Raw genomic sequence first — 20,360 nt, forward strand, 5'->3', positions numbered from 1 at the left:
TCAGGCCGCGGTGGCCTTCTCCAGCTCAGCGAGCGAGTCCTCGAGGTGGTGGATCATCCGTTGCACCGACGGCGCGCTGCGCCGGCAGGCGGTGATGCCGAAGTCGACCTGGCCGTCATACGTGACCAGAGTGATGTTCATCGCCATACCGTCGACCGGGATCGATGCCGGGTAGGTGCCGTCAAGGTGAGCACCGTTGAAATACATCGGTTTTCGCGGTCCCGGCACATTGGAGATGATGACGTTGAACGGCGGCCGGCCGCCCATGCTGTATGTCGGCAGCATCGACAGACCGAGGCCCGCGACGTTGTAACCGGACATCAGCAGCAGCTGCAGGGGCGTGAGCTCGCCCATGGTCCGTTTCGCCGCCGTCGTCGACTCGTGGACCGCCTCGATGCGTTCCACCGGGTCCTCGAGATCGGTGCCGAGGGTTGCGATCATCGCGCCGATCTCATTGCCGCCGACCTCGCTCTTCTCATCGCGGAGATTGACCGGGCACATCGCCGTCATCGACCGGTCCGGCAGCTCGTCCAGCTCACCCATGTAGCGTCGCAGGGCACCGCCGCAGACCGCGAGCACGCAGTCGTTCAGCGACACGTCACAGGCGGAGGCCACGGCCCGGAACCGCTCGAGGTCGAACGTCTGGGCGACGAATCGACGAGCGCCGCCGATCCGGCCGTTGAGGATCGTGCGTGGTGCGTCGAACGGCGTCGTCAGCCCGGTGTCACGCAGCGAGCGGTAGGCGACCTTGAGCGAGTTGGGCCCGATGCTGGCGAGCTCTCCCGCGAAGTCGAGACCATTGCGCAGCAGGGTCACGGGGTTCGGCATACCCAGTCCCGGACTCTTGCTGGCAACGGTGCCCTCGACGTGTGCTTCGGGCAGGGCGTAGGGCGGCAGGCAGTCCCGGGCGTCGGGGTCGGGGCTGCAGGACTGTTGCATCAGGTGGAGCGCCGACACGCCGTCGACCAGCGCGTGGTGCACCTTGGTGAACACCGCGACGCGCCCGTCCTCGAGGCCCTCGATCGTGTGCACCTCCCACAACGGACGGTGCCGGTCCAGCAGCGAACCCTGCCAGCGGGAGGTCAGCTCGAAGAGCTCGCGCAGCCGCGCCGGGCCGGGCACCGCGGAGCGCCGGATGTGGTGGTCGAGGTCGAGGTTGGAGTCGACCGACCACCGGAAGTTGCCGAGCAGTCCCACGGGGTCCTTGGGCTTCAGCCGGAAGCGTGGGCTGATGCGGTCGGGGTAGATCGCCGTCAACTGATCACGCACCCAGGTCGCCGGCTCACCGTCGGGCACGGTGAAGAGCTGGAGGCCGCCCACATGCATCGGATGCTCGCGCGACTCGATCAGCAGGAAGCCCGAATCCACCGGTCCCATTCCTGGCATGCGTTCTCCGCCTCTCCGCTCGGGATCACACAGGTTACGCCAGCGTAGGCCTAGGGTAGGTCTCCGGACAGCGGCTCTTCACCTGCTGGACAACTCGGAAACGACGGAGGTTCCGCCATGACGTCCCCCGCTCGGTCCCGCTGCGCGGACACGACGGCGTTGCGCACGAAATTCCCGCGCACCAGTCGGCGTTCGGCGGCGCTCGCCGGTGGGATGCGCTCGGTGGCCAAGCCCGCACTCAACGCGTGGAGTTATGCGCCCGTGCTGTCCAAATTGTCCCGTGTCATGGATCGGACCGCCGACCGGCTGACCCTGCCCAACGGCACCACCGTCGAGACCGTCCAGCTCGGGCCCTGTGATGCGGAATGGGTGCGTGCGCCGCGGGCGCGCGACGACGGCGCGGTCCTCTACTTGCACGGTGGCGCCTTCATCGTCTGCAGTCTGGCCTCGCACCGCCGGCTGGTCGCCGCCACGTCCCGCACGTCTCGGCTGCCCGTCCTCAACGTCGATTTCCGCATGCTGCCCGAGGTCACCATCGAAGGCATGGTCGGCGACTGCCTGGCCGGTTACCGATGGCTGCTCGACCAGGGCTATGCGCACGACCGGATCAGCATCGTCGGGGACTCGGCGGGCGGTTACCTCGCCTTCGCCGTCGCGCTCGCGCTGCGCGATGAGCACCTGCCGATGCCGGCATCGATCACCGGTATGTCGCCGCTGCTCGACCTCGATGTCGAGCGCAAGAAGGCCAGCCCGCACAGCGAGAAGTGCGACCTGTTCACGGTCCGCGCCTGTCGCGCGCTGCAGCAGCTGGTCTCACACGTCGACGACCTGCACGAGGCGCAGGGCGAGCGGGTCTGCCCGATCGACGCCGACCTGCACGGGCTGCCGCCGGTCCTGATCCAGATGGGCTCCCGCGAGATCCTGCGCCCGGACGCCGAAGTGATGGCCGATCGGCTCGCCGCGGCCGGTGTGCCGACCCAACTGCAGATCTGGACCGGCCAGGTGCACGTCTTCCAGGCCGCCGCGTCGTGGGTGCCCGAAGCCGCCGCGGCCATGCGCGAGCTCGGCCGGTTCGTGCGCAGCAACCTGCCGGCCGGTCAGCCCTCGGGCAGCTCGCGGGTCGCGCGCGACTCCTCTGCCCGCGCCGCCAGCTCGTCGTCCGCCGGGTAACTGACCTCCTCCAGGCACAGCCCGTGCGGCGGCATCACTCGCACGCCGGGGTCACGCTGCCGGGCGGTCAACACCTCCGCAGGCCACTGCTCGGTATGACGCCCGAGCCCGACCGGGACCACGGCGCCGACGAGCGACCGGACCATCGAGTGACAGAAGGCATCGGCCACGACAGTGCCGATCAGAACACCATCGGCATCGCGCTCCCAGCGGTAGTCCAGCAGCGTGCGCACGGTCGTCGCGCCCTCACGCTTCTTGCAGAATGCCGCAAAGTCCTGCAGCCCCACCAGTTTTCGCGCGGCAGCATTCATCGCATCCAGGTCCAGCGGACCGCGGACGACGACGGTGTCGCGGCGGCGGACCGGATCGGCGGCGGCCGGGTCGTCGAGCAACCGGTAGCTGTAGCGACGGGACAGCGCCGAGAAGCGCGCGTCGAATCCGGGTGCGGCCGGCGCGACCCGGTGGACCACCACGTCGGCGGGCATGACCCCGCCGAGGCGGGTGACTGCCGCTTCCGCCGGGCTGCGACTCGATCTGCCGGGAAGGGCGTCATACAAGGTCTCATCGATGTCGACGTGGCAGACGGATCCGCGCGCGTGGACGCCGGCATCGGTGCGGCCGGCAACGGTCAGCTTCGGTGGGTCGCAGCGCAGGATCGTGCCGAGGGCTTCGGACAGTGTCTGCTCCACGGTGCGCCGGCCGGGTTGCGCGGCCCAGCCCGAGAAGTCGGTGCCGTCATACCCGAAGTCGATCCGCAACCGCATACGGGAAGCCTATCCGCGGCCGACATGGTCAATCGTCCAATTCGGCCCACCGGAGCGCTGCACGTGCCAGGATGCCGAACGTGAGCTACTCACCCCGCGCCGCCATCGCGGCGGCCTACTTCGCACAGGGCTGCGTCTTCCTGTCGCTGACGACACGCCTGCCGAAGTTCGAAGACCATTGGGGCATCTCACAATTGGGCCTCACCCTGATCATGTTGATGATCGTGCTGCTCGCCGGCTGCGGGTCGCTCCTCTCGGAGAAGGTCGCGCCGCGTCGCGGGAGTGCGATCGTGCTGCGCGCCGGCCTGCTCGGGATCGTCGTCGCCCTTGTCGTCAGCAGCAACGCACCGAACATCCCGGCGCTCGTCGCCGGGCTGGCGGTCTACGGCGTGTGCCTGGGCATGGTGGACGCGACGACCAACATGCAGGCCGTGTCGCTCGAGCATCAGCTCAAGCGGACCGTCCTGCCGTCGTTCCACGGCGCTTGGACCGCAGGCGGGATCGCCGGCACGCTGCTCACGCTCGCGCTGCCGCATGCGTCCATCGCGGCGCTGTCGAGCGGGCTCGCGGTGCTACCGCTCGTCGTGGGCTTCGCGCGCTTCCTGCCGGGCTCGGGCGTGGCGCCCGATCCCGCAGCGGCAGAAGGCATTCCGTGGCGCCCGATCCTGCTCGTCGGCGCGGCATGCGTGATCTTCTACACCGTCGACACGGCCTCCACCACGTGGGGATCGGTCTACTTCGACCACACCCTGCATGCACCCGACGGCTTGGTGGCGCTGGCCACGCTCCCCTACCTGGCGGCGTCGCTCGGTGCCCGGATGGCCGGTGACCGCCTCACCGACAGCATCGGCGCCACCCGCCTGCTCGGCAGTGGCGCCGCTGTCGCCATCGTCGGGCTCGTCGTCGTGGTCGCGGCGCCCTCCTGGCCGATCGGGATCATCGGCTTCCTCGTGCTGGGCGCCGGCATCGCCGTCGTCGCACCACTGTCCTACTCCGCCGCCGCGACCCTGGCCCGTGGCAACGGCACCCTCGATCCCGAGACGGCGCGGGCCCGCACGGACGCAGTCATCGCGCGGTTCAACCAGTTCAATTACGTCGGCGCCCTGGTCGGCTCGGTCCTCACCGGCGCCATCGGCACCGGGTCCTTGCGCCTCGGGTATGCCGTGCCGGTCGTCCTGCTGCTCGCGCTGTTCCCACTGGCCAAGGTCTTCGACCGGGCGCGACTGGCGGTAGCAGCGGCGGGCTGAGCTCCCGCCATACACACGAAAAAGCCCGGCGCACACCCCCCCGGCCCCTTGCCGAGAGGACACCCGATGATCGAGAGGTCACCGAATTTGGCCCCCTGAATCCCCGAATCGGGTGTCCTCTCGGTCAGAGGGTGTCCTCTCGGCGAGGGAGTGTCGCCGTCCTCCGTACGTGAAAGTGGCCCGGCCCCGCACAATGCGGGACCGGGCCACTTCGGTGTCGTATGACGAACTACTCCTGCTCGGAGCCCTCGGCGTCGGCAGCCTCGGCGTCAGCGCCGTCGACCTGCTGAGCCTTCTCGCCACCGGCCGGCTCGAAGCCTGCGGCAACAGCGGCCTCGGCCGTCGTGAACCAGACCTCGGCGACCGTCGAGTCGTACCAGCGCGAACCGGCCACGTGGTACTTCATCGAGTCCTCGTTGCCCTTCACCGTGAACTTCTCGGCGTCCGGCGACGCGCCACCCTCGAGGGGAGCAGCCGACTCGGGCCCGAACTTGCCCTCGGCTACTTCAGCGGACGCGTCCGCTGCAGCTTCTTTGACCGAACGCTTCGTGGCAGCCTCGGCCTCGGCGACGACGGCGCGCTTCGGCTTGGCGTTGACCGGCTCGCGGACGAGCTCGATGACGGCCATCGGCGCGTTGTCGCCCTTGCGGGGACCGATCTTGGTGATGCGGGTGTAGCCGCCCTGGCGGTCGGTCATGTCCGGCGCGATCTCGGTGAAGAGACGGTGCACGACGCCCTTGTCACGGATGACGGTCATCACCCGGCGACGCGCGTGCAGGTCACCGCGCTTGGCGAAGGTCACCAGACGCTCCGCGAGCGGACGCAGGCGCTTGGCCTTGGCCTCGGTCGTGGTGATCCGGTCGTGCTCGAACAGTGCCTGCGCCAGGTTGGCCAGGATCAGCCGCTCGTGCGCGGGGCCGCCACCGAGACGGGGACCCTTTGTTGGGGTAGGCATTACTTCTCCTTGGTATGTCGAATCACGTTGCGCTGCAACGAGACTGGAGCTATCTCAGCGGCTTGCTCAGTACTGCTCGTCTTCGGCGAAGCTGCCGTCGGCGTCCTCGTCGTCGTAACGGTCCGCAATGGCGCTCGCGTCGAACCCGGGAGGGCTGTCCTTGAGCTGCAGGCCCATCTCGACCAGCTTGTCCTTGACCTCGTCGATGGACTTCGCACCGAAGTTGCGGATGTCCAGCAGGTCGGCCTCGCTGCGTCCGACGAGCTCACCCACGGTGTGGATGCCCTCGCGCTTGAGGCAGTTGTAGGAGCGAACCGTCAGGTCCAGGTCCTCGATCGGCAGGGCCAGGTCGGCGGCCAGCGCGGCGTCGGTCGGGCTCGGGCCCATGTCGATGCCCTCGGCCTCGACGTTCAGCTCACGGGCCAGGCCGAACAACTCGACGAGGGTCTTACCGGCGGAGGCCATGGCGTCGCGCGGGGCGATGGCGTTCTTGGTCTCCACGTCGACGATGAGCTTGTCGAAGTCGGTGCGCTGCTCGACACGGGTCGCCTCGACCTTGTAGGTCACGGCAAGCACCGGCGAGTAGATCGAGTCGACCGGGATACGGCCGATCTCGTGGTCGGCGGACTTGTTCTGCTGCGCCGAGACGTAGCCGCGACCGCGCTCGACGGTCAGCTCCATCTCGATCTTGCCCTTGTCGTTCAGGGTCGCGATGTGCAGGTCGGGGTTGTGCACCTCGACACCGGCCGGCGGCGCGATGTCCGCGGCGGTGACAACACCGGTGCCCTGCTTGCGCAGGTACATGACGACCGGCTCGTCGTGCTCCGAGGAGACGACCAGGCCCTTGACGTTCAGGATGATCTCGGTGACGTCCTCCTTGACCCCGGGGATCGTGGAGAACTCGTGCTGCACACCGTCGATGCGCAGGCTGGTGACCGCGGCACCCGGAATGCTCGAGAGCAGGGTGCGACGAAGCGAGTTGCCGAGCGTGTAGCCGAAGCCCGGCTCCAGCGGCTCGATGACGAAACGCGAGCGGTTGTCGGAGACAACGTCTTCGCTCAGAGAGGGGCGCTGTGCGATAAGCACTTTTCATTTCCTTTCCACGGACCACCGCTATATGAGGCCCGGTGAGAACCGAGCAGCGACTCTGTATTCGCTGTTCGTTTATTCAGTTGTCGGTCTCCATGCCGACTGACGGCTTCTTCGCCGAGTGACGGCCCAATTTGACCGTCACTCGCCGAGAGAGCCGTCACTCGCGGTCAACAGCGACCGCCCAAAACCAGCTTGCCTGAACGACAAGCCGGCCGGCGCGGAGGCGACGACCAGGTCAGACAGCGGTGCACGCGAGCTTGCGAGCCGCACCGCTGCCTGACCTGCGAGGAGCCGTGGCAGAAAACTCAGTTCTTGGAGTAAAGCTCGACGATGAGCTGTTCCGTCAGCGCGATGTCGATCTGCTCACGGGTCGGCAGCGAGTGGATCAGGATCTGCAGCGTCTCCGGGGAAACGTGCATCCACGCCGGCGCCTGACGCTCACCGAAGGTCTCGCGGGCCAGCTGCACCGGGAACTTCTCCCGGGACTGCTTGCGGACGGTGATGATGTCGTACTGCTCGACGCGGTATGACGGGACGTCGACGCGCTTGCCGTTGACCTCGAAGTGACCGTGGGTCACCATCTGGCGGGCGGCGCGGCGGGTGCGAGCCAGGCCGGCGCGGTAGATGACGCTGTCCAGGCGCGACTCCAGGATGGTCAGCAGGATCTCACCGGTCTTGCCGGGACGACGAGCTGCTTCCTTGTAGTAGCGGACGAACTGCTTCTCCATCACGCCGTAGGTGAAGCGAGCCTTCTGCTTCTCCTGCAGCTGCGTCAGGTATTCCTTCTCCTGCACCCGGCCACGGCCGTGCTGGCCGGGAGGGAACGGACGCATTTCGAAGTTCTTGTCGCCACCGACGAGGTCGGTCTTGAGACGACGCGACTTCTTGGTGATCGGGCCGGTGTAACGGGCCATGAGTCAAATCTCCTAAGGGAAAGTCTGGTCGGTCGCTCAGCTGCGACGCTTGGGCTGGCGGACGCCGTTGTGGGGCTGCGGGGTGACGTCGGAGATCGCACCGACCTCGAGGCCGGCAGCGGCCAGCGAACGGATGGCGGTCTCGCGGCCCGAGCCCGGACCCTTGACGAAGACGTCGACCTTGCGCATGCCGTGGTCCATCGCACGACGCGCGGCGGCCTCAGCGGCCATCTGCGCGGCATACGGGGTCGACTTGCGCGAACCCTTGAAGCCGACCTGTCCGGCCGACGCCCAGGAGATCACCGCACCGGTCGGGTCGGTGATCGAGACGATCGTGTTGTTGAAGGTGCTGCGGATGTAGGCGTGGCCCGCAGCAACGTTCTTCTTCTCCTTGCGGCGCACCTTCTTGGCGCCGGAAGCCTGACGGCTCTTGGGAGGCATGAATTCTCCTGAAAACTAAAGACGATGTGGTGTGAGGTGTCCCGGTCGCGTGGAACGCGAGGGGATTACTTGGCCTTCTTCTTACCGGCGACCGTGCGCTTCGGACCCTTGCGGGTGCGGGCGTTGGTCTTGGTGCGCTGGCCGTGCACGGGCAGACCCCGGCGGTGGCGCAGGCCCTGGTAGGAACCGATTTCGACCTTGCGGCGAATGTCAGAGGCGATCTCACGCCGCAGGTCACCTTCGAGGCGGTAGTTGCCCTCGAGGTAGTCACGCAGCTTGACGACTTCGTCTTCGGAGAGGTCGCGGACACGAGTGTCCGGGCTGACGCCGGTGGATTCCAGCGCCGCGGCGGCGCGGGTCTTCCCGACGCCGAAAATGTAAGTGAGTGCAACCTCGACGCGCTTCTCGCGCGGCAGGTCGACACCAATCAAGCGTGCCATCAGGCAGTTCTCCTGTTGTCTCGCAGAGGTCTGGTGCGTGACCGGTCCCGCGTCAGCCGGAGTGGCTGGATTGCTGGGTCCCGGGCCTCTGCGCCCGGGGTGACGTCCAGGTCAGGGGTCTGATCTGGAGTAAGGATCACGCGAATCGAATGGATTTTCAGTTGTTCACTTCTTGCGTCCGGTTGGAAGACGCGAGTCGTGCAGGTGGTCAGCCCTGACGCTGCTTGTGGCGAGCGTTCTCACAGATCACCATGACCCGGCCGTTGCGGCGGATCACCTTGCACTTGTCGCAAATCTTCTTGACGCTCGGCTGGACCTTCATCTGCCTACTGTCTTGAAGTCGGGCCACCGCGGAGTGCGGTGACGGTGCGAACGTGCCGATGGATCAGCGGTAGCGGAAGACGATCCGGCCACGGGTCAGGTCATACGGGCTCAGCTCCACCACTACACGGTCCTCGGGGAGGATCCGGATGTAGTGCTGCCGCATCTTGCCGGAGATGTGCGCGAGCACTTTGTGACCGTTGGTCAGCTCCACCCGGAACATTGCGTTCGGGAGGGCCTCGACGATCGTGCCCTCGATCTCGATGACACCGTCCTTCTTGGCCATGCCTTCCTAACTGATTTCTCGGCGAGACACTCTCCGGTTGAGAATGTCCCTGCTGGCATCGGGTATGGCGCGCGAACTGCCCATGTCCGGACACACGCCGACCACACTCAGTGGTGGAATACCCCCGAAGCGGATGGCGGTGGACCGTGTCCTGGCAAGCAGACACTCCAGACCCGACAGGTCAGTCTACCCGTCGACCCGCAGGCCCCCAAATCGGCGCCTGGCTAGTCGATCGGGGCGTATGTCGCGCCGACCGACCCGAGCTCAGCGGCTCCCCCGTCCACTGCGGTCAGCACCCAGAGCCCGCCATCGGTCACTGCCACGGTGTGCTCCCAATGCGCAGCGCGTGCACCGTCATTCGTGACAACGGTCCATTCGTCGGCGAGTTCATGGGATTCATGGCTGCCGAGCGTCAACATCGGCTCGACCGCGACCGTCGCCCCGGCGCGGACCTGGGGACCATGCGGACGCACCCGCTCGTTGTAGACGGTCGGCTCCATGTGCATCTCGGTGCCGATGCCGTGGCCGGTGTAGCCGTCCAGGATGCCGTAGTCCCGGCCGTCGGCGCGGGCACTGCTGCGCACCGAATCCTCGATCACGCCGCCGATGTCGTAGATCCCGATGCCGGGGCGCAGTCCGGCGATGCCGGCCCACAGCGCACGCCGCGTCGCGGCGGACAGCTGCAGGTCGGCGTCGTCGGCAGCGTCGTCCCCGCCCACGACCAGCGTGATCGCCGCGTCGCCGTGCCAGCCGGCGACGATCGCACCGCAGTCGATCGACACCAGATCGCCGTCGTGCAGCACCCGGTCACCCGGGATCCCGTGCACGACCTCATCGTTGACCGAGACGCACAACGTGGCGGGGAAGCCGTAGTAGCCGAGGAAGCTCGGGGTCCCGCCCTGGCCGCGGATGAACTCCTCGGCAATGCCGTCTAGGTCACCGGTGGTCATTCCGGCACGGGTCGATCCGGCCAGCAGCTCCAGGCACTCGCCGACGACCAGACCGGCCCGTCGCATGAGCACGATCTGCTCCGGGGTCTTGACCGGCAATCTCTCCCGGCCGAAGATCACGCGGTCGCGAGTCCGTCCAGCGCGGCGGTGATCCGCGCCGTCACCTCGTCGAGCTCACCGACGCCATCGATCGGAACGACGATGTTGCGCTCGGAGTAGATGCGCACCAGCGGCGCGGTCTCCTCACGGTAGATGCGCTGCCGCTCACGGATGACGTCCTCGGTGTCGTCCGTTCGGCCGCTGGTCTCGGCACGCTTCACCAACCGGGTGACGAGCTCCTGCTCGTCGACCTGCAACTCCAGGACGGCGTCGAGCTGGTGCCCCCAGCCGGAGAGCAGCTTGTCGAGGGCCTCGACCTGCGGGACCGTGCGCGGGTAGCCGTCGAGGAGGAAACCGTGCTGCGCGTCGTCCTCGGCCAGCCGGTCGGCCACGATCTGGTTGGTGATCTCGTCCGTGACGTAACCGCCGGCGTCGAGGATTCCCTTGACCTGCTTACCGAGCGGCGTCTCCCGCCGGATGTTGTCCCGGAAGATGTCTCCGGTCGAGATGTGGGGTACGCCCCGGGACTCGGAGATCCGCTCGGCTTGCGTGCCCTTGCCCGCACCAGGCGGACCAAGAATGATGAGGCGCATTTATCTCAGGAACCCTTCGTAGTGATGCTGCTGCAGCTTGGAGTTGATCTGCTTGACGGTATCGAGACCGACACCTACGAGGATGATGATGGAGGCTCCACCGAACGGGAAGTTCTGGTTGGTCCCCACCAGGGCCAGCGCGATCAGCGGGATCAGGGCGATGATCGCCAGGTAGATCGCGCCGCCGACAGTGATGCGCGTCAGCACATAGTTGATGTACTTCGAGGTCGCCTTGCCCGCACGCACGCCCGGGATGAACGAGCCGGACTGCTTCAAGCCGTCCGCGACCTCGTCGGGCTGGTACGTGATCGACACGTAGAAGAACGTGAAGAAGAGGTTGAGCAGCGTGTAGACGATCATGTAAGACGGGTGATCGCTCTTGCCGAGGTTGTTGAAGATCCACTCGGCCCAGCCGGACGGCGCCTTCGTGCCGCCCTGCGGATTGGTGAACTGCGCGACCATCACCGGCAGCGACAGCAGCGAGCTGGCGAAGATGATCGGGATCACGTTGGCCATGTTGACCTTGAGCGGGATGTAGGTCGACGTGCCGCCATACATCCGCCGGCCGATCATCCGCTTGGCGTACTGCACCGGCAGGCGCCGGATGGAGTTCTCGACGTAGACCACGATGGTCAGGATGACCAGGCCCATCAGCACGACGACGAAGAACTTGCCCCAGCCCTGGTTGCGGATCGACCAGATCTCCGACGGCACCCGGGCCGCGACGGACACGAGGATCAGGATCGACATACCCTGGCCGACGCCCTTCTCGGTGACCTGCTCACCGAGCCACATGATCAGACCGGTGCCGGCGGTGAAGGTCAGCACCATGATGATCAGCGTCGGCATCGCGCCGTCGGTCATGATGTTCGCGCAGGACGGACCCGAGCCCAGGATCGACTGCGGGTTGTTGTGCACCGCGGTGACCAGTGTCGAGGACTGGAGGATGGCCAGTCCGATGGTCAGATAACGCGTGTACTGCGTCATCTTCGTCTGACCGGACTGTCCCTCCTTCTTCAGCTGCTCGAACTTCGGGATGACGACCGTGAGCAGCTGCACGATGATCGTCGCGGTGATGTAGGGCATGATGCCCAGCGCGAAGATCGACAGCTGCAACAGCGCGCCACCGGAGAATAGGTTGGCCAGGCCGAGCAGCGACTGCTGTCCTGCGCCCTTCTGGCAGGCCTGAACCTGGGTGTAGTTGATACCGGGTGCTGGGACGTGCGAACCCAGCCGGAACACCGCGACGATAGCCAGCGTGAACAAGATCTTGTTCCGCAGCTCGGGCGTGCGAAACGCGCGGCCGAAGACGTTGAGCAACGTGAGTCCTCCTGGGCGAACCTCCGCGGAAGAAGGTAGGCCGTGACAAGTGCCGACAGGTCCGGTGGGGACCATCGAGCCGGCCGAGCCCACACCGGTCGGTGGAGGCACGTGTTGAGCTGGCTGTGAGGTTGTTCGGGAAACACTCCTCGGTGCCAGAGATTACCTGGCGAGCTCATCGGATGAGCCGGTGGGGAGTGCAATAAGCGCTCCGCGGGAACAACGAGACGTGATGTCCCGTCGTTCCCGCGGAGCGCTTACTCGTGCGGATCAGACACTGGTCAGGGTGCCGCCCGCCGCTTCGACCTTGTCCTTGGCCGAATCGGAGAACTTCTGCACGGAGAGGTTCACCTTGACGGTGATCTCGCCGGTGCCGAGCACCTTGACGGGCTGGCCCTTGCGGACCGCGCCCTTGGCGACCAGGTCCTCGACGGTGATGTCGCCACCCTCGGGGAACAGTGCCGAGATCTTGTCCAGGTTGACAACCTGGTACGTGACCTTGAACGGGTTCTTGAAGCCCCGCATCTTCGGCAGTCGCATGTGGATCGGCGTCTGGCCACCCTCGAAGCCCTCGGGCACCTGGTAGCGCGCCTTCGTACCCTTGGTGCCGCGACCGGCGGTCTTGCCCTTGGAGCCCTCACCGCGACCCACGCGGGTCTTGGCGGTCTTGGCACCGGGAGCAGGACGCAGGTGGTGCACCTTCAGTGCGTGCGTCTTCTCTTCAGCCATCACTTCTCCTCAACGGTCACCAGGTGGGCGACCGCGCGAACCATGCCACGGAACTCCGGGCTGTCCGGCTTCTCGACCGTGTGACCGATCCGCTTCAGGCCAAGCGACCGCAAGGTCTCCCGGTGCTGCGGCTTGCCACCGATCTCCGAACGGATCTGCGTCACAACCAACGTGTTTGCCATCAGGCACCTGCCTTGTCACTCTGCGCGGCGGCGGTGGCCTCGGCCATCGCGTAACGCATCCGCGCCGGCGCGACCTGGTCCAGCGGCAACCCGCGGCGAGCGGCGACGGCCTCGGGGCGCTCCAGGCCCTTCAGCGCGGTGACGGTTGCGTGCACGATGTTGATCGCGTTGTCCGAGCCGAGCGACTTGGACAGCACGTCGTGGATGCCCGCGCACTCCAACACGGCGCGCACCGGACCACCGGCGATGACACCGGTACCGGGGCTGGCCGGACGCAGCAGGACGACGCCGGCTGCTTCCTCGCCCTGCACCGGGTGAGGAATGGTGCCGCCGATCATCGGGACGCGGAAGAAGGACTTCTTCGCCTCCTCGACACCCTTGGCGATGGCGGACGGCACTTCCTTGGCCTTGCCGTAGCCGACCCCGACACTCCCCTGGCCGTCACCGACGACCACGAGCGCGGTGAAGCTGAAGCGACGACCACCCTGCACAACCTTCGAAACACGGTTGATGGTGACGACGCGCTCCAGGTACTGGTTGCGGTCGTCGCCTCCGCGACGCCCGCCGCGGTCGTTGTCCCGACCGCCGCGACGGTTGTTGTTGTCGTTGTTATTCGAGCTGCTGCCGGCTCCGGCAGCGCCTCGACGCTGGGGTCCAGGCATCAGTGCTTCCTCATTTCGACGTTGAACGTGGTCATCAGAGAGTCAGTCCACCTTCCCGGGCACCGTCCGCGATGGCGGCGACCCGACCGGCGTACTTGTTACCGCCACGGTCGAAGACGACTGCCTCGACACCGGCTGCCTTCGCACGCTCCGCGACCAGCTCGCCGACCTTGCGGGCCTTGGCGGTCTTGTCACCGTCGAGGGCGCGCAGGTCCGCCTCCATCGTCGACGCGGACGCAACGGTCTTGCCGACGGTGTCGTCGACGACCTGCACGAACACGTGACGCGAGGAACGGTTGACAACCAGGCGCGGGCGCTGCGCCGTACCGGACACGCGCTTGCGCAGCCGGAAGTGGCGCCGAGCGCGGGCCGCAGCCTTGCTCGTGGAACGCTTCACAATCTTTGCCATGGCTTACTTACCAGCCTTTCCGACCTTGCGGCGGATGTGCTCGCCTTCGTAACGAACACCCTTTGCCTTGTACGGGTCGGGCTTGCGCAGCTTGCGGATGTTGGCGGCGACCTCACCGACCTGCTGCTTGTCGACACCGCTGACCGAGAACCGGGTGGGGTTCTCGACCGCGAAGGTGATGCCCTGGGGAGCCTTGACCAGGATCGAGTGGCTGTAGCCGAGAGCGAACTCGAGGTCCGAACCCTTGGCGGTCACGCGATAACCGGTGCCGTGGATCTCCAGCTTCTTGGTGAAGCCATCGGTCACACCGATGACCATGTTGTTGATGAGGCTGCGGGTCAGGCCGTGGCGGGACCGCGCGTCGCGCTCATCGTTGGGGCGCGATACGTCGATCACACCGTCCTCGCCCTTGGCGACGGTGATCGGCTCCGGCACAGTGAGCTCGAGCTGACCCTTGGGGCCCTTGACCGCAACGGCCTGGCCGTTGATGGTCACCTCGACACCGCTGGGCACCGGAACGGGAAGACGTCCAATACGCGACATCTGTATATCTCCTTATCTGTTCCGGGTCACCAGACGTAGGCGAGGACTTCCCCGCCAACGCCCTTGCTCGCCGCTTGCCTGTCAGTCAGCAGGCCGGACGATGTGGAAAGGATGGCAACGCCGAGACCGCCGAGAACCTTCGGCAGGTTGGTGGACTTGGCGTAGACCCGCAGGCCGGGCTTGCTCACGCGGCGGACGCCGGCGATGGAGCGCTCCCGGTTGGGGCCGTACTTCAGATCGATGGTGAGCGTCTTGTCGACGCCCTCGCCCTCGACGCGGAAACCGGAGATGTAACCCTCCGCCTGGAGGATCTCGGCGATGTGCGCCTTGAGCTTGCTGTGCGGCATGGTCGCCGCGTCGTGGTGCGCCGAGTTGGCGTTCCGCACGCGGGTCAGCATGTCCGCGATCGGGTCGGTCATGGTCATGGTGGGCACTTGCCCTTCTCACCGTGGTTTCTGCTCCGAGACCGGATGCGGACCTTCGGTGTAGTTGTTACGTGGTTTATGCAGGGTGCGCTGGAGGCGCTGGTATGGCGAAGGAGGACCCACGCCATACCGGGTTCACCAGCTGGACTTGGTGACACCGGGCAGTTCGCCGCGGTGCGCCATCTCGCGCAGGCAGATCCGGCACAGGCCGAACTTGCGGTAGACCGAGTGCGGACGTCCGCAGCGCTGGCAGCGGGTGTAACCGCGCACCGCGAACTTCGGCTTCTTGTTGGCCTTGTTGACCAGGGACTTCTTGGCCATCAGTTCTCCTTGAAGGGGAATCCGAGGTGGCGCAGCAGGGCGCGGCCCTCGTCATCGGTGCTCGCGGTGGTCACGACCGTGATGTCCATACCCCGGACGCGGTCGATCTTGTCCTGGTCGATCTCGTAGAAGACCGACTGCTCGGTCAGACCGAACGTGTAGTTGCCGTTGCCGTCGAACTGCTTCGGCGACAGGCCGCGGAAGTCGCGGATACGCGGCAGCGCGATGGACACCAGACGGTCCAGGAATTCCCACATGCGGTCGCCGCGCAGCGTGGTGTGCGCGCCGATCGGCATACCCTCGCGCAGCTTGAACTGCGCGATGGACTTGCGGGCCTTGGTCACTGCCGGCTTCTGGCCGGTGATCGCAGCCAGGTCCTTGATGGCGCCGTCGATCAGCTTGGAGTCACGGGCGGCGTCGCCGACACCCATGTTGACGACGACCTTGGTCACCGTCGGCACCTGCATCACATTGGCGAACTTGAACTCGTCCTGCAGCTTGCTCTTGATCTCGGACTGGTAGCGCTCCTTGAGACGGGGCGCCACCTTCTCGGTTGAGGTAGCAGTCATCTCAGAGGTCCTTTCCGGATCGGACCGACACGCGAGTGCGAACGGTCTTGGTCCGACCGTCGCGCTCCACCTGCTCCTCGCGGATGCGGATCCGGGTCGGCTTGTTGGTCTCGGGGTCCACAATCATCACGTTGCTCACGTGGATCGGGGCCTCGGTCACCTCGATGCCACCCGCGCCGCCGCCCGGCTGGCCGGCCTTCACGTGCTTGGTGATCCGGTTGACACCCTCGACCAGCACACGCTGGCGCTCGGGGTCGACCGAGATGACCTTGCCCTGCAGGCCCTTGTCCTTGCCGGACATGACCTGGACCAGGTCGTTCTTCTTGATCTTCATCTTCGGCTTGCCTGCCATGTTCAGAGCACCTCCGGCGCGAGCGAGATGATCTTCATGAACTTCTTGTCACGCAGCTCGCGGCCCACCGGGCCGAAGATGCGCGTGCCACGAGGATCACCGTCGGTCTTGAGGATGACGGCAGCGTTCTCGTCGAACTTGATGTAGCTGCCGTCCGGACGGCGCTTCTCCTTGCGGGTGCGCACGACAACGGCCTTGACGACATCGCCCTTTTTGACGTTGCCGCCCGGGATAGCGTCCTTGACGGTCGCCACGATGGTGTCACCGATGCCGGCGTAGCGACGTCCCGAGCCACCGAGCACACGGATGCACAAGATTTCCTTGGCACCGGTGTTGTCGGCGACGCGCAGTCGCGACTCCTGCTGGATCACGTTTCTTCTCCTGTCGTCTCACTGGTTCTCGCCCATGACGAGCCTTGCGGAACGGATGTGGTTTCAGTGCGGTGACGGTGTCACCACGGTGGTGCGCAGCGCCCGGACGAAAGTCGCCCGAGCCCCGCGAACGATTACTTGGCCTTCTCGAGGATCTCGACGACGCGCCAGCGCTTCTGCGCCGACAGCGGACGGGTCTCCATGATCAGGACACGGTCGCCGACGCCGCAGGTCTCCTGCTCGTCGTGCGCCTTGACGCGAGCGGTCTTGCGCTGGACCTTGCCGTAGAGCGCGTGCTTGACGCGGTCCTCGACCTCGACGACCACGGTCTTGGTCATCTTGTCGCTCACCACGTAACCCTGGCGGGTCTTGCGGTCGTTGCGCTCGCCCGGGGCCTTGCCGGCCTGCTCCTGCGTCACGGTTGCTTCCTTGATCTCTTCGCTCATGACCCGACCTTCTCGTCGTCGGACTCCTGCGCGGCACGACCGATGCCGAGCTCACGCTCACGCAACTCGGTGTAGATGCGAGCGATGTCCTTGCGGACGGCGCGCAACCGCGAGTTGTTCTCCAGCTGGCCGGTGGCCGACTGGAAGCGCAGGTTGAACAGCTCCTGCTTGCTCTTGCCGAGCTCGTCGGCGAGCGCCTGGTCGTCCATCTCGCGCAGCTTGGCTGCGGTCAGGTCCTTCGAACCCACTGCCATCAGAGGTCACCACCTTCACGCGCGACGAAGCGGCACTTCATCGGCAGCTTGTGCATCGCCAGGCGCAACGCCTCGCGAGCAACTTCCTCGGACACACCGGACAGTTCGAACATGATCCGACCCGGCTTGACGTTGGCGACCCACCACTCGGGCGAGCCCTTACCGGAACCCATGCGGGTCTCGGCCGGCTTCTTGGTCAGCGGACGGTCCGGATAGATGTTGATCCAGACCTTTCCGCCACGCTTCATGTAGCGAGTCATGGCAATACGAGCGGACTCGATCTGCCGGTTGGTGACGTATGCCGGCTCCAGCGCCTGGATGCCGTAGTCACCGAACGACACAGCGGTGCCACCCTTGGCGGCTCCACCGCGCTTGGGGTGGTGCTGCTTGCGGTGCTTCACACGACGGGGAATCAACATCAGGCTTGCTCTCCCTGGTTGGTCGCTTCACCCGCGGGGGCGGCAGCGACGGCGTCCTGGGCGACCGGTGCCTCCACCGGAGCGTCGGTGGAGCGAGGAGCCGCATCGCGACGGCCACCACGCGGGCCACCACCACGACGGTCGTCACGACGACCACGTGCCGGGCGGCTCGGTGCGGCAGCCTGCTCACGCGCCAACTCCTTGGCGGTCAGGTCACCCTTGTAGATCCAGACCTTCACGCCGATGCGGCCGAAGGTGGTGCGGGCCTCGTAGAAGCCGTAGTCGATGTTCGCGCGCAGCGTGTGCAGCGGCACACGACCCTCGCGGTAGAACTCGGTGCGACTCATCTCAGCGCCGTTCAGGCGGCCGGAGACCATCACTCGGATGCCCTTGGCACCCGCGCGCTCGGCCGTCTGCATGCCCTTGCGCATCGCGCGACGGAAGTTCACGCGAGCAGACAGCTGCTCGGCAATGCCCTGCGCGACGAGCTGGGCGTCGACCTCGGGGTTCTTGACCTCGAGGATGTTCAGCTGAACCTGCTTGCCGGTGAGCTTCTCCAGCGCACCGCGCAGGCGGTCGGCCTCGGCGCCGCGGCGACCGATGACGATGCCCGGGCGAGCGGTGTGGATGTCCACCCGCACGCGGTCACGGGTGCGCTCGATCTCGACCTTGCTGATGCCGGCGCGCTCCATGCCGGTCGACATCAGACCACGGATCGCGACGTCTTCCTTGACGTAGTCGCGGTAACGCTGACCCGGCTTGGCCGAGTCGGCGAACCAACGGCTCTTGTGGTCCGTCGTGATGCCGAGACGGAAACCGTTCGGGTTGACCTTCTGACCCATTACCGGCCACCGTCCTTTCGCTCGGGCTGTGCAACGTGCAACGTGATGTGGCTGGACCGCTTCAGGATCCGGCTCGCGCGACCCTGCGCACGAGGACGGAATCGCTTCATGGTCGGGCCCTCATCGACATACGCCTCGGTGACGACCAGCAGACGCTCGTCGAACGCGACCGACGCCTGGTCCGCCTTCTGGCGGGCGTTGGCGACTGCGCTGTTGAGGGTCTTGAGGACCTGCTCGCTCGCACCCTGCGGCGCGAAGGTGAGGATGTGGATCGCCTCTTGGACGTTCTTGCCACGGACCATGTCGACGACGCGACGGGCCTTCATCGGCGTGATGCGGACGAACCGCGCCTGCGCCTTGGCTCCCACGGTCGGGGTGGTGTTCTCAGTCGTGGACATATCAGCGACGCCGTCCCTTCCGGTCGTCCTTCTCGTGACCCTTGAAGGTCCGGGTCGGTGCGAACTCGCCGAGCTTGTGGCCGACCATCGCCTCGGTCACGAAGACCGGGACGTGCTTGCGACCGTCGTGCACGGCCAGCGTGTGGCCGAGCATGTCGGGAGTGATCATCGACCGGCGGGACCAGGTCTTGATGACGTTCTTGGTGCCGGCTTCGTTCTGTGCATCCACCTTCTTCTGGAGGTGGTCGTCGACGAAGGGGCCCTTCTTCAATGAACGGGGCATTTCTTACCGCTTCTTTCCAGTACGACGGCGACGCACGATGAGCTTGTCGCTCTCCTTCTTCGGGCGACGGGTGCGGCCCTCGGCCTGACCCCACGGGCTGACCGGGTGGCGACCACCGGAGGTCTTGCCCTCACCACCACCGTGCGGGTGGTCCACCGGGTTCATCGCGACACCACGCACGGTCGGGCGCTTGCCCTTCCAGCGCATGCGGCCGGCCTTACCCCAGTTGATGTTGCTCTGCTCGGAGTTGCCCACCTCGCCGACCGTTGCGCGGCAGCGCACGTCGACGTTGCGGATCTCGCCGGACGGCATACGCAGCTGGGCGTAGGGGCCGTCCTTGGCGACGAGCTGAACGCGCGCGCCGGCCGAACGGGCGATCTTCGCACCGCCACCGGGCCGCAGCTCGATGCAGTGGATGACCGTACCGGTCGGGATGTTGCGCAGCGGCAGGTTGTTGCCGGGCTTGATGTCAGCGCCCGGGCCGTTCTCGATCGCGTCACCCTGACGGAGGCGGTTCGGCGCGATGATGTAGCGCTTCTCCCCGTCGGCGTAGTGCAGCAGTGCGATGCGGGCCGTGCGGTTGGGGTCGTACTCGATGTGAGCGACCTTCGCCGGGATGCCGTCCTTGTCGAGGCGACGGAAGTCGATGACGCGGTAGGCACGCTTGTGACCGCCACCGATGTGACGAGTCGTGATGCGACCGGACGCGTTGCGGCCGCCCGTCTTGGGCAGCGGACGCACCAGCGACTTCTCGGGCGTCGAGCGGGTGACCTCAGCGAAGTCGGCCACGCTCGAGCCACGACGCCCCGGCGTCGTCGGCTTGTACTTGCGGATAGCCATTGTCTGTCCTTAGGAGTCTTGTCTTGGGGCGATCGTCTTAGGCCTGCGAGCCGAAGATGTCGATCGCGCCTTCCTTGAGCGAGACGATGGCGCGCTTGGTGTCCTTGCGCTTGCCGGTGCCGAAGCGGGTCCGGCGCGTCTTGCCCTGACGATTCAACGTGTGGACCGAGTCGACCTTGACGTCGAAGATCTCTTCGACGGCGATCTTGATCTCGGTCTTGTTCGCGCGCGGGTCGACGATGAAGGTGTACTTGCCCTCGTCGAGCAGCGCGTAGGACTTCTCCGAGACGACCGGCGCGATCAAGATGTCGCGCGGGTTCTTACCCAGTTGCGTCAT

Annotated in this window: 32 protein-coding genes; 2 read left to right on the top strand and 30 right to left on the bottom strand. The window is 66.3% G+C overall.

Going from position 1 to position 20,360, the window contains the following annotated elements; genetic code table 11:
• Window positions 1–1,386 (bottom strand): WS/DGAT/MGAT family O-acyltransferase, encoded by a 1,386-nt coding sequence (locus VG502_RS04690; protein WP_325548868.1) that lies wholly within the window; start codon window positions 1,384–1,386, stop codon window positions 1–3.
• Window positions 1,387–1,503: 117 nt separating this feature from the next.
• Here VG502_RS04690 and VG502_RS04695 point away from each other — a divergent pair, with 117 nt between their 5' ends.
• On the top strand, window positions 1,504–2,556 hold the full coding sequence (locus VG502_RS04695; protein ID WP_325548869.1) for an alpha/beta hydrolase: 1,053 nt from the start codon (window positions 1,504–1,506) through the stop codon (window positions 2,554–2,556).
• Here VG502_RS04695 and truA read toward each other — a convergent pair.
• Window positions 2,484–3,320: a tRNA pseudouridine(38-40) synthase TruA gene (gene truA / locus VG502_RS04700; protein WP_325548870.1), complete on the bottom strand. Its 837-nt coding sequence runs from the start codon at window positions 3,318–3,320 to the stop codon at window positions 2,484–2,486. The two genes, VG502_RS04695 and truA, sit on opposite strands and share 73 nt — an antisense overlap.
• Before the next feature lie 80 nt (window positions 3,321–3,400).
• On the opposite strand from truA, the gene VG502_RS04705 reads away from it, so the two are divergent.
• On the top strand, window positions 3,401–4,567 hold the full coding sequence (locus VG502_RS04705; protein WP_325548871.1) for an MFS transporter: 1,167 nt from the start codon (window positions 3,401–3,403) through the stop codon (window positions 4,565–4,567).
• A 229-nt stretch (window positions 4,568–4,796) separates the two neighbouring features.
• On the opposite strand, the gene rplQ is transcribed toward VG502_RS04705, so the two are convergent.
• From rplQ to rplW, 28 genes are all read right to left on the bottom strand, one after another.
• Window positions 4,797–5,522 carry a 50S ribosomal protein L17, sunset domain variant gene (gene rplQ / locus VG502_RS04710; protein WP_325548872.1) on the bottom strand — a complete coding sequence of 242 codons (726 nt, stop codon included), beginning with the start codon at window positions 5,520–5,522 and terminating at the stop codon, window positions 4,797–4,799.
• Between the two features lie 66 nt (window positions 5,523–5,588).
• Window positions 5,589–6,608: a DNA-directed RNA polymerase subunit alpha gene (locus VG502_RS04715; RefSeq protein ID WP_325548873.1), complete on the bottom strand. Its 1,020-nt coding sequence runs from the start codon at window positions 6,606–6,608 to the stop codon at window positions 5,589–5,591.
• 311 nt (window positions 6,609–6,919) lie between these two features.
• Window positions 6,920–7,528, bottom strand: a complete 609-nt coding sequence (rpsD, locus tag VG502_RS04720) for a 30S ribosomal protein S4 (protein WP_325548874.1) — start codon at window positions 7,526–7,528, stop codon at window positions 6,920–6,922.
• A 36-nt stretch (window positions 7,529–7,564) separates the two neighbouring features.
• Complete coding sequence (gene rpsK / locus VG502_RS04725; RefSeq protein ID WP_171153451.1) at window positions 7,565–7,969, bottom strand: 30S ribosomal protein S11; 405 nt, start codon at window positions 7,967–7,969, stop codon at window positions 7,565–7,567.
• 65 nt (window positions 7,970–8,034) lie between these two features.
• Window positions 8,035–8,409, bottom strand: coding sequence for a 30S ribosomal protein S13 (gene rpsM / locus VG502_RS04730; protein WP_325548875.1), 375 nt, complete (start codon window positions 8,407–8,409; stop codon window positions 8,035–8,037).
• A gap of 208 nt (window positions 8,410–8,617) precedes the next feature.
• Complete coding sequence (gene rpmJ / locus VG502_RS04735) at window positions 8,618–8,731, bottom strand: 50S ribosomal protein L36 (protein WP_019286332.1); 114 nt, start codon at window positions 8,729–8,731, stop codon at window positions 8,618–8,620.
• Window positions 8,732–8,794: 63 nt separating this feature from the next.
• Window positions 8,795–9,016, bottom strand: a complete 222-nt coding sequence (gene infA / locus VG502_RS04740) for a translation initiation factor IF-1 (protein ID WP_006946284.1) — start codon at window positions 9,014–9,016, stop codon at window positions 8,795–8,797.
• A 224-nt stretch (window positions 9,017–9,240) separates the two neighbouring features.
• Window positions 9,241–10,086 carry a type I methionyl aminopeptidase gene (gene map, locus VG502_RS04745; protein WP_325548876.1) on the bottom strand — a complete coding sequence of 282 codons (846 nt, stop codon included), beginning with the start codon at window positions 10,084–10,086 and terminating at the stop codon, window positions 9,241–9,243.
• A complete protein-coding gene (locus VG502_RS04750) occupies window positions 10,083–10,658 on the bottom strand; it encodes an adenylate kinase (protein WP_325548877.1) in 576 nt (191 codons plus the stop codon). The genes map and VG502_RS04750 overlap by 4 nt, the downstream gene beginning before the upstream one ends.
• Window positions 10,659–11,978 (bottom strand): preprotein translocase subunit SecY, encoded by a 1,320-nt coding sequence (gene secY / locus VG502_RS04755; RefSeq protein WP_325548878.1) that lies wholly within the window; start codon window positions 11,976–11,978, stop codon window positions 10,659–10,661.
• A 270-nt stretch (window positions 11,979–12,248) separates the two neighbouring features.
• Window positions 12,249–12,707 (bottom strand): 50S ribosomal protein L15, encoded by a 459-nt coding sequence (gene rplO, locus VG502_RS04760; protein ID WP_325548879.1) that lies wholly within the window; start codon window positions 12,705–12,707, stop codon window positions 12,249–12,251.
• Window positions 12,707–12,889 carry a 50S ribosomal protein L30 gene (rpmD, locus tag VG502_RS04765; RefSeq protein ID WP_188839002.1) on the bottom strand — a complete coding sequence of 61 codons (183 nt, stop codon included), beginning with the start codon at window positions 12,887–12,889 and terminating at the stop codon, window positions 12,707–12,709. The genes rplO and rpmD overlap by 1 nt, the downstream gene beginning before the upstream one ends.
• Window positions 12,889–13,551 (bottom strand): 30S ribosomal protein S5, encoded by a 663-nt coding sequence (gene rpsE / locus VG502_RS04770; protein ID WP_325548880.1) that lies wholly within the window; start codon window positions 13,549–13,551, stop codon window positions 12,889–12,891. Before rpsE ends, rpmD begins: the two co-directional genes overlap by 1 nt.
• A gap of 34 nt (window positions 13,552–13,585) precedes the next feature.
• Window positions 13,586–13,960, bottom strand: a complete 375-nt coding sequence (gene rplR, locus VG502_RS04775; RefSeq protein WP_188839004.1) for a 50S ribosomal protein L18 — start codon at window positions 13,958–13,960, stop codon at window positions 13,586–13,588.
• Window positions 13,961–13,963: 3 nt separating this feature from the next.
• Complete coding sequence (gene rplF, locus VG502_RS04780) at window positions 13,964–14,503, bottom strand: 50S ribosomal protein L6 (RefSeq protein ID WP_325548881.1); 540 nt, start codon at window positions 14,501–14,503, stop codon at window positions 13,964–13,966.
• A gap of 26 nt (window positions 14,504–14,529) precedes the next feature.
• The gene (gene rpsH / locus VG502_RS04785) at window positions 14,530–14,928 is read right to left on the bottom strand and encodes a 30S ribosomal protein S8 (protein ID WP_325548925.1); all 399 of its coding nucleotides are present in this window, start codon (window positions 14,926–14,928) and stop codon (window positions 14,530–14,532) included.
• Window positions 14,929–15,063: 135 nt separating this feature from the next.
• Entirely contained in the window at window positions 15,064–15,249 is a 186-nt protein-coding gene (locus VG502_RS04790; RefSeq protein WP_325548882.1) for a type Z 30S ribosomal protein S14, read from the bottom strand.
• A complete protein-coding gene (gene rplE / locus VG502_RS04795) occupies window positions 15,249–15,818 on the bottom strand; it encodes a 50S ribosomal protein L5 (protein WP_325548883.1) in 570 nt (189 codons plus the stop codon). Before rplE ends, VG502_RS04790 begins: the two co-directional genes overlap by 1 nt.
• Window position 15,819: 1 nt before the next feature.
• Entirely contained in the window at window positions 15,820–16,170 is a 351-nt protein-coding gene (gene rplX, locus VG502_RS04800; RefSeq protein WP_325548884.1) for a 50S ribosomal protein L24, read from the bottom strand.
• 2 nt (window positions 16,171–16,172) lie between these two features.
• Window positions 16,173–16,541 carry a 50S ribosomal protein L14 gene (gene rplN / locus VG502_RS04805; protein ID WP_188839009.1) on the bottom strand — a complete coding sequence of 123 codons (369 nt, stop codon included), beginning with the start codon at window positions 16,539–16,541 and terminating at the stop codon, window positions 16,173–16,175.
• A gap of 134 nt (window positions 16,542–16,675) precedes the next feature.
• Complete coding sequence (gene rpsQ / locus VG502_RS04810; protein WP_325548885.1) at window positions 16,676–16,987, bottom strand: 30S ribosomal protein S17; 312 nt, start codon at window positions 16,985–16,987, stop codon at window positions 16,676–16,678.
• On the bottom strand, window positions 16,984–17,241 hold the full coding sequence (gene rpmC / locus VG502_RS04815; protein ID WP_325548886.1) for a 50S ribosomal protein L29: 258 nt from the start codon (window positions 17,239–17,241) through the stop codon (window positions 16,984–16,986). Before rpmC ends, rpsQ begins: the two co-directional genes overlap by 4 nt.
• Complete coding sequence (gene rplP, locus VG502_RS04820; RefSeq protein ID WP_325548887.1) at window positions 17,241–17,660, bottom strand: 50S ribosomal protein L16; 420 nt, start codon at window positions 17,658–17,660, stop codon at window positions 17,241–17,243. The genes rpmC and rplP overlap by 1 nt, the downstream gene beginning before the upstream one ends.
• Complete coding sequence (gene rpsC / locus VG502_RS04825; RefSeq protein WP_325548888.1) at window positions 17,660–18,502, bottom strand: 30S ribosomal protein S3; 843 nt, start codon at window positions 18,500–18,502, stop codon at window positions 17,660–17,662. The genes rplP and rpsC overlap by 1 nt, the downstream gene beginning before the upstream one ends.
• Window positions 18,502–18,900, bottom strand: coding sequence for a 50S ribosomal protein L22 (gene rplV, locus VG502_RS04830; protein ID WP_325548889.1), 399 nt, complete (start codon window positions 18,898–18,900; stop codon window positions 18,502–18,504). Before rplV ends, rpsC begins: the two co-directional genes overlap by 1 nt.
• A gap of 1 nt (window position 18,901) precedes the next feature.
• Window positions 18,902–19,183: a 30S ribosomal protein S19 gene (rpsS, locus tag VG502_RS04835; RefSeq protein ID WP_188839014.1), complete on the bottom strand. Its 282-nt coding sequence runs from the start codon at window positions 19,181–19,183 to the stop codon at window positions 18,902–18,904.
• A gap of 3 nt (window positions 19,184–19,186) precedes the next feature.
• Window positions 19,187–20,023, bottom strand: a complete 837-nt coding sequence (gene rplB / locus VG502_RS04840; RefSeq protein WP_325548890.1) for a 50S ribosomal protein L2 — start codon at window positions 20,021–20,023, stop codon at window positions 19,187–19,189.
• 37 nt (window positions 20,024–20,060) lie between these two features.
• Entirely contained in the window at window positions 20,061–20,360 is a 300-nt protein-coding gene (gene rplW / locus VG502_RS04845) for a 50S ribosomal protein L23 (RefSeq protein ID WP_325548891.1), read from the bottom strand.

The sequence above is a fragment of the Flexivirga sp. genome, from assembly GCF_035551235.1.
Lineage (GTDB): Bacteria > Actinomycetota > Actinomycetes > Actinomycetales > Dermatophilaceae > Flexivirga.

What these genes read in the sequence shown, in the direction of transcription:
- rplQ (WP_325548872.1), bottom strand. Translation starts at nt 5,522, where the DNA reads ATGCCTACCCCAACAAAGGGTCCCCGTCTCGGTGGCGGCCCCGCGCAC.
- rpmD (WP_188839002.1), bottom strand. Translation starts at nt 12,889, where the DNA reads ATGGCAAACACGTTGGTTGTGACGCAGATCCGTTCGGAGATCGGTGGC.
- rplE (WP_325548883.1), bottom strand. Translation starts at nt 15,818, where the DNA reads ATGACTGCTACCTCAACCGAGAAGGTGGCGCCCCGTCTCAAGGAGCGC.
- rplF (WP_325548881.1), bottom strand. Translation starts at nt 14,503, where the DNA reads ATGTCGCGTATTGGACGTCTTCCCGTTCCGGTGCCCAGCGGTGTCGAG.
- rpsC (WP_325548888.1), bottom strand. Translation starts at nt 18,502, where the DNA reads ATGGGTCAGAAGGTCAACCCGAACGGTTTCCGTCTCGGCATCACGACG.
- rpsE (WP_325548880.1), bottom strand. Translation starts at nt 13,551, where the DNA reads ATGCCTGGACCCCAGCGTCGAGGCGCTGCCGGAGCCGGCAGCAGCTCG.
- VG502_RS04790 (WP_325548882.1), bottom strand. Translation starts at nt 15,249, where the DNA reads ATGGCCAAGAAGTCCCTGGTCAACAAGGCCAACAAGAAGCCGAAGTTC.
- infA (WP_006946284.1), bottom strand. Translation starts at nt 9,016, where the DNA reads ATGGCCAAGAAGGACGGTGTCATCGAGATCGAGGGCACGATCGTCGAG.
- rplX (WP_325548884.1), bottom strand. Translation starts at nt 16,170, where the DNA reads ATGGCAGGCAAGCCGAAGATGAAGATCAAGAAGAACGACCTGGTCCAG.
- rplV (WP_325548889.1), bottom strand. Translation starts at nt 18,900, where the DNA reads ATGTCCACGACTGAGAACACCACCCCGACCGTGGGAGCCAAGGCGCAG.
- rplO (WP_325548879.1), bottom strand. Translation starts at nt 12,707, where the DNA reads ATGGCTGAAGAGAAGACGCACGCACTGAAGGTGCACCACCTGCGTCCT.
- truA (WP_325548870.1), bottom strand. Translation starts at nt 3,320, where the DNA reads ATGCGGTTGCGGATCGACTTCGGGTATGACGGCACCGACTTCTCGGGC.
- VG502_RS04695 (WP_325548869.1), top strand. Translation starts at nt 1,504, where the DNA reads ATGACGTCCCCCGCTCGGTCCCGCTGCGCGGACACGACGGCGTTGCGC.
- rpsK (WP_171153451.1), bottom strand. Translation starts at nt 7,969, where the DNA reads ATGCCTCCCAAGAGCCGTCAGGCTTCCGGCGCCAAGAAGGTGCGCCGC.
- rpsS (WP_188839014.1), bottom strand. Translation starts at nt 19,183, where the DNA reads ATGCCCCGTTCATTGAAGAAGGGCCCCTTCGTCGACGACCACCTCCAG.
- VG502_RS04690 (WP_325548868.1), bottom strand. Translation starts at nt 1,386, where the DNA reads ATGCCAGGAATGGGACCGGTGGATTCGGGCTTCCTGCTGATCGAGTCG.
- rpsD (WP_325548874.1), bottom strand. Translation starts at nt 7,528, where the DNA reads ATGGCCCGTTACACCGGCCCGATCACCAAGAAGTCGCGTCGTCTCAAG.
- rplW (WP_325548891.1), bottom strand. Translation starts at nt 20,360, where the DNA reads ATGACGCAACTGGGTAAGAACCCGCGCGACATCTTGATCGCGCCGGTC.
- rpsM (WP_325548875.1), bottom strand. Translation starts at nt 8,409, where the DNA reads ATGGCACGCTTGATTGGTGTCGACCTGCCGCGCGAGAAGCGCGTCGAG.
- rpmC (WP_325548886.1), bottom strand. Translation starts at nt 17,241, where the DNA reads ATGGCAGTGGGTTCGAAGGACCTGACCGCAGCCAAGCTGCGCGAGATG.
- rplP (WP_325548887.1), bottom strand. Translation starts at nt 17,660, where the DNA reads ATGTTGATTCCCCGTCGTGTGAAGCACCGCAAGCAGCACCACCCCAAG.
- rpsQ (WP_325548885.1), bottom strand. Translation starts at nt 16,987, where the DNA reads ATGAGCGAAGAGATCAAGGAAGCAACCGTGACGCAGGAGCAGGCCGGC.
- rpsH (WP_325548925.1), bottom strand. Translation starts at nt 14,928, where the DNA reads ATGACCATGACCGACCCGATCGCGGACATGCTGACCCGCGTGCGGAAC.
- rplR (WP_188839004.1), bottom strand. Translation starts at nt 13,960, where the DNA reads ATGGCAAAGATTGTGAAGCGTTCCACGAGCAAGGCTGCGGCCCGCGCT.
- rplB (WP_325548890.1), bottom strand. Translation starts at nt 20,023, where the DNA reads ATGGCTATCCGCAAGTACAAGCCGACGACGCCGGGGCGTCGTGGCTCG.
- VG502_RS04750 (WP_325548877.1), bottom strand. Translation starts at nt 10,658, where the DNA reads ATGCGCCTCATCATTCTTGGTCCGCCTGGTGCGGGCAAGGGCACGCAA.
- rpmJ (WP_019286332.1), bottom strand. Translation starts at nt 8,731, where the DNA reads ATGAAGGTCCAGCCGAGCGTCAAGAAGATTTGCGACAAGTGCAAGGTG.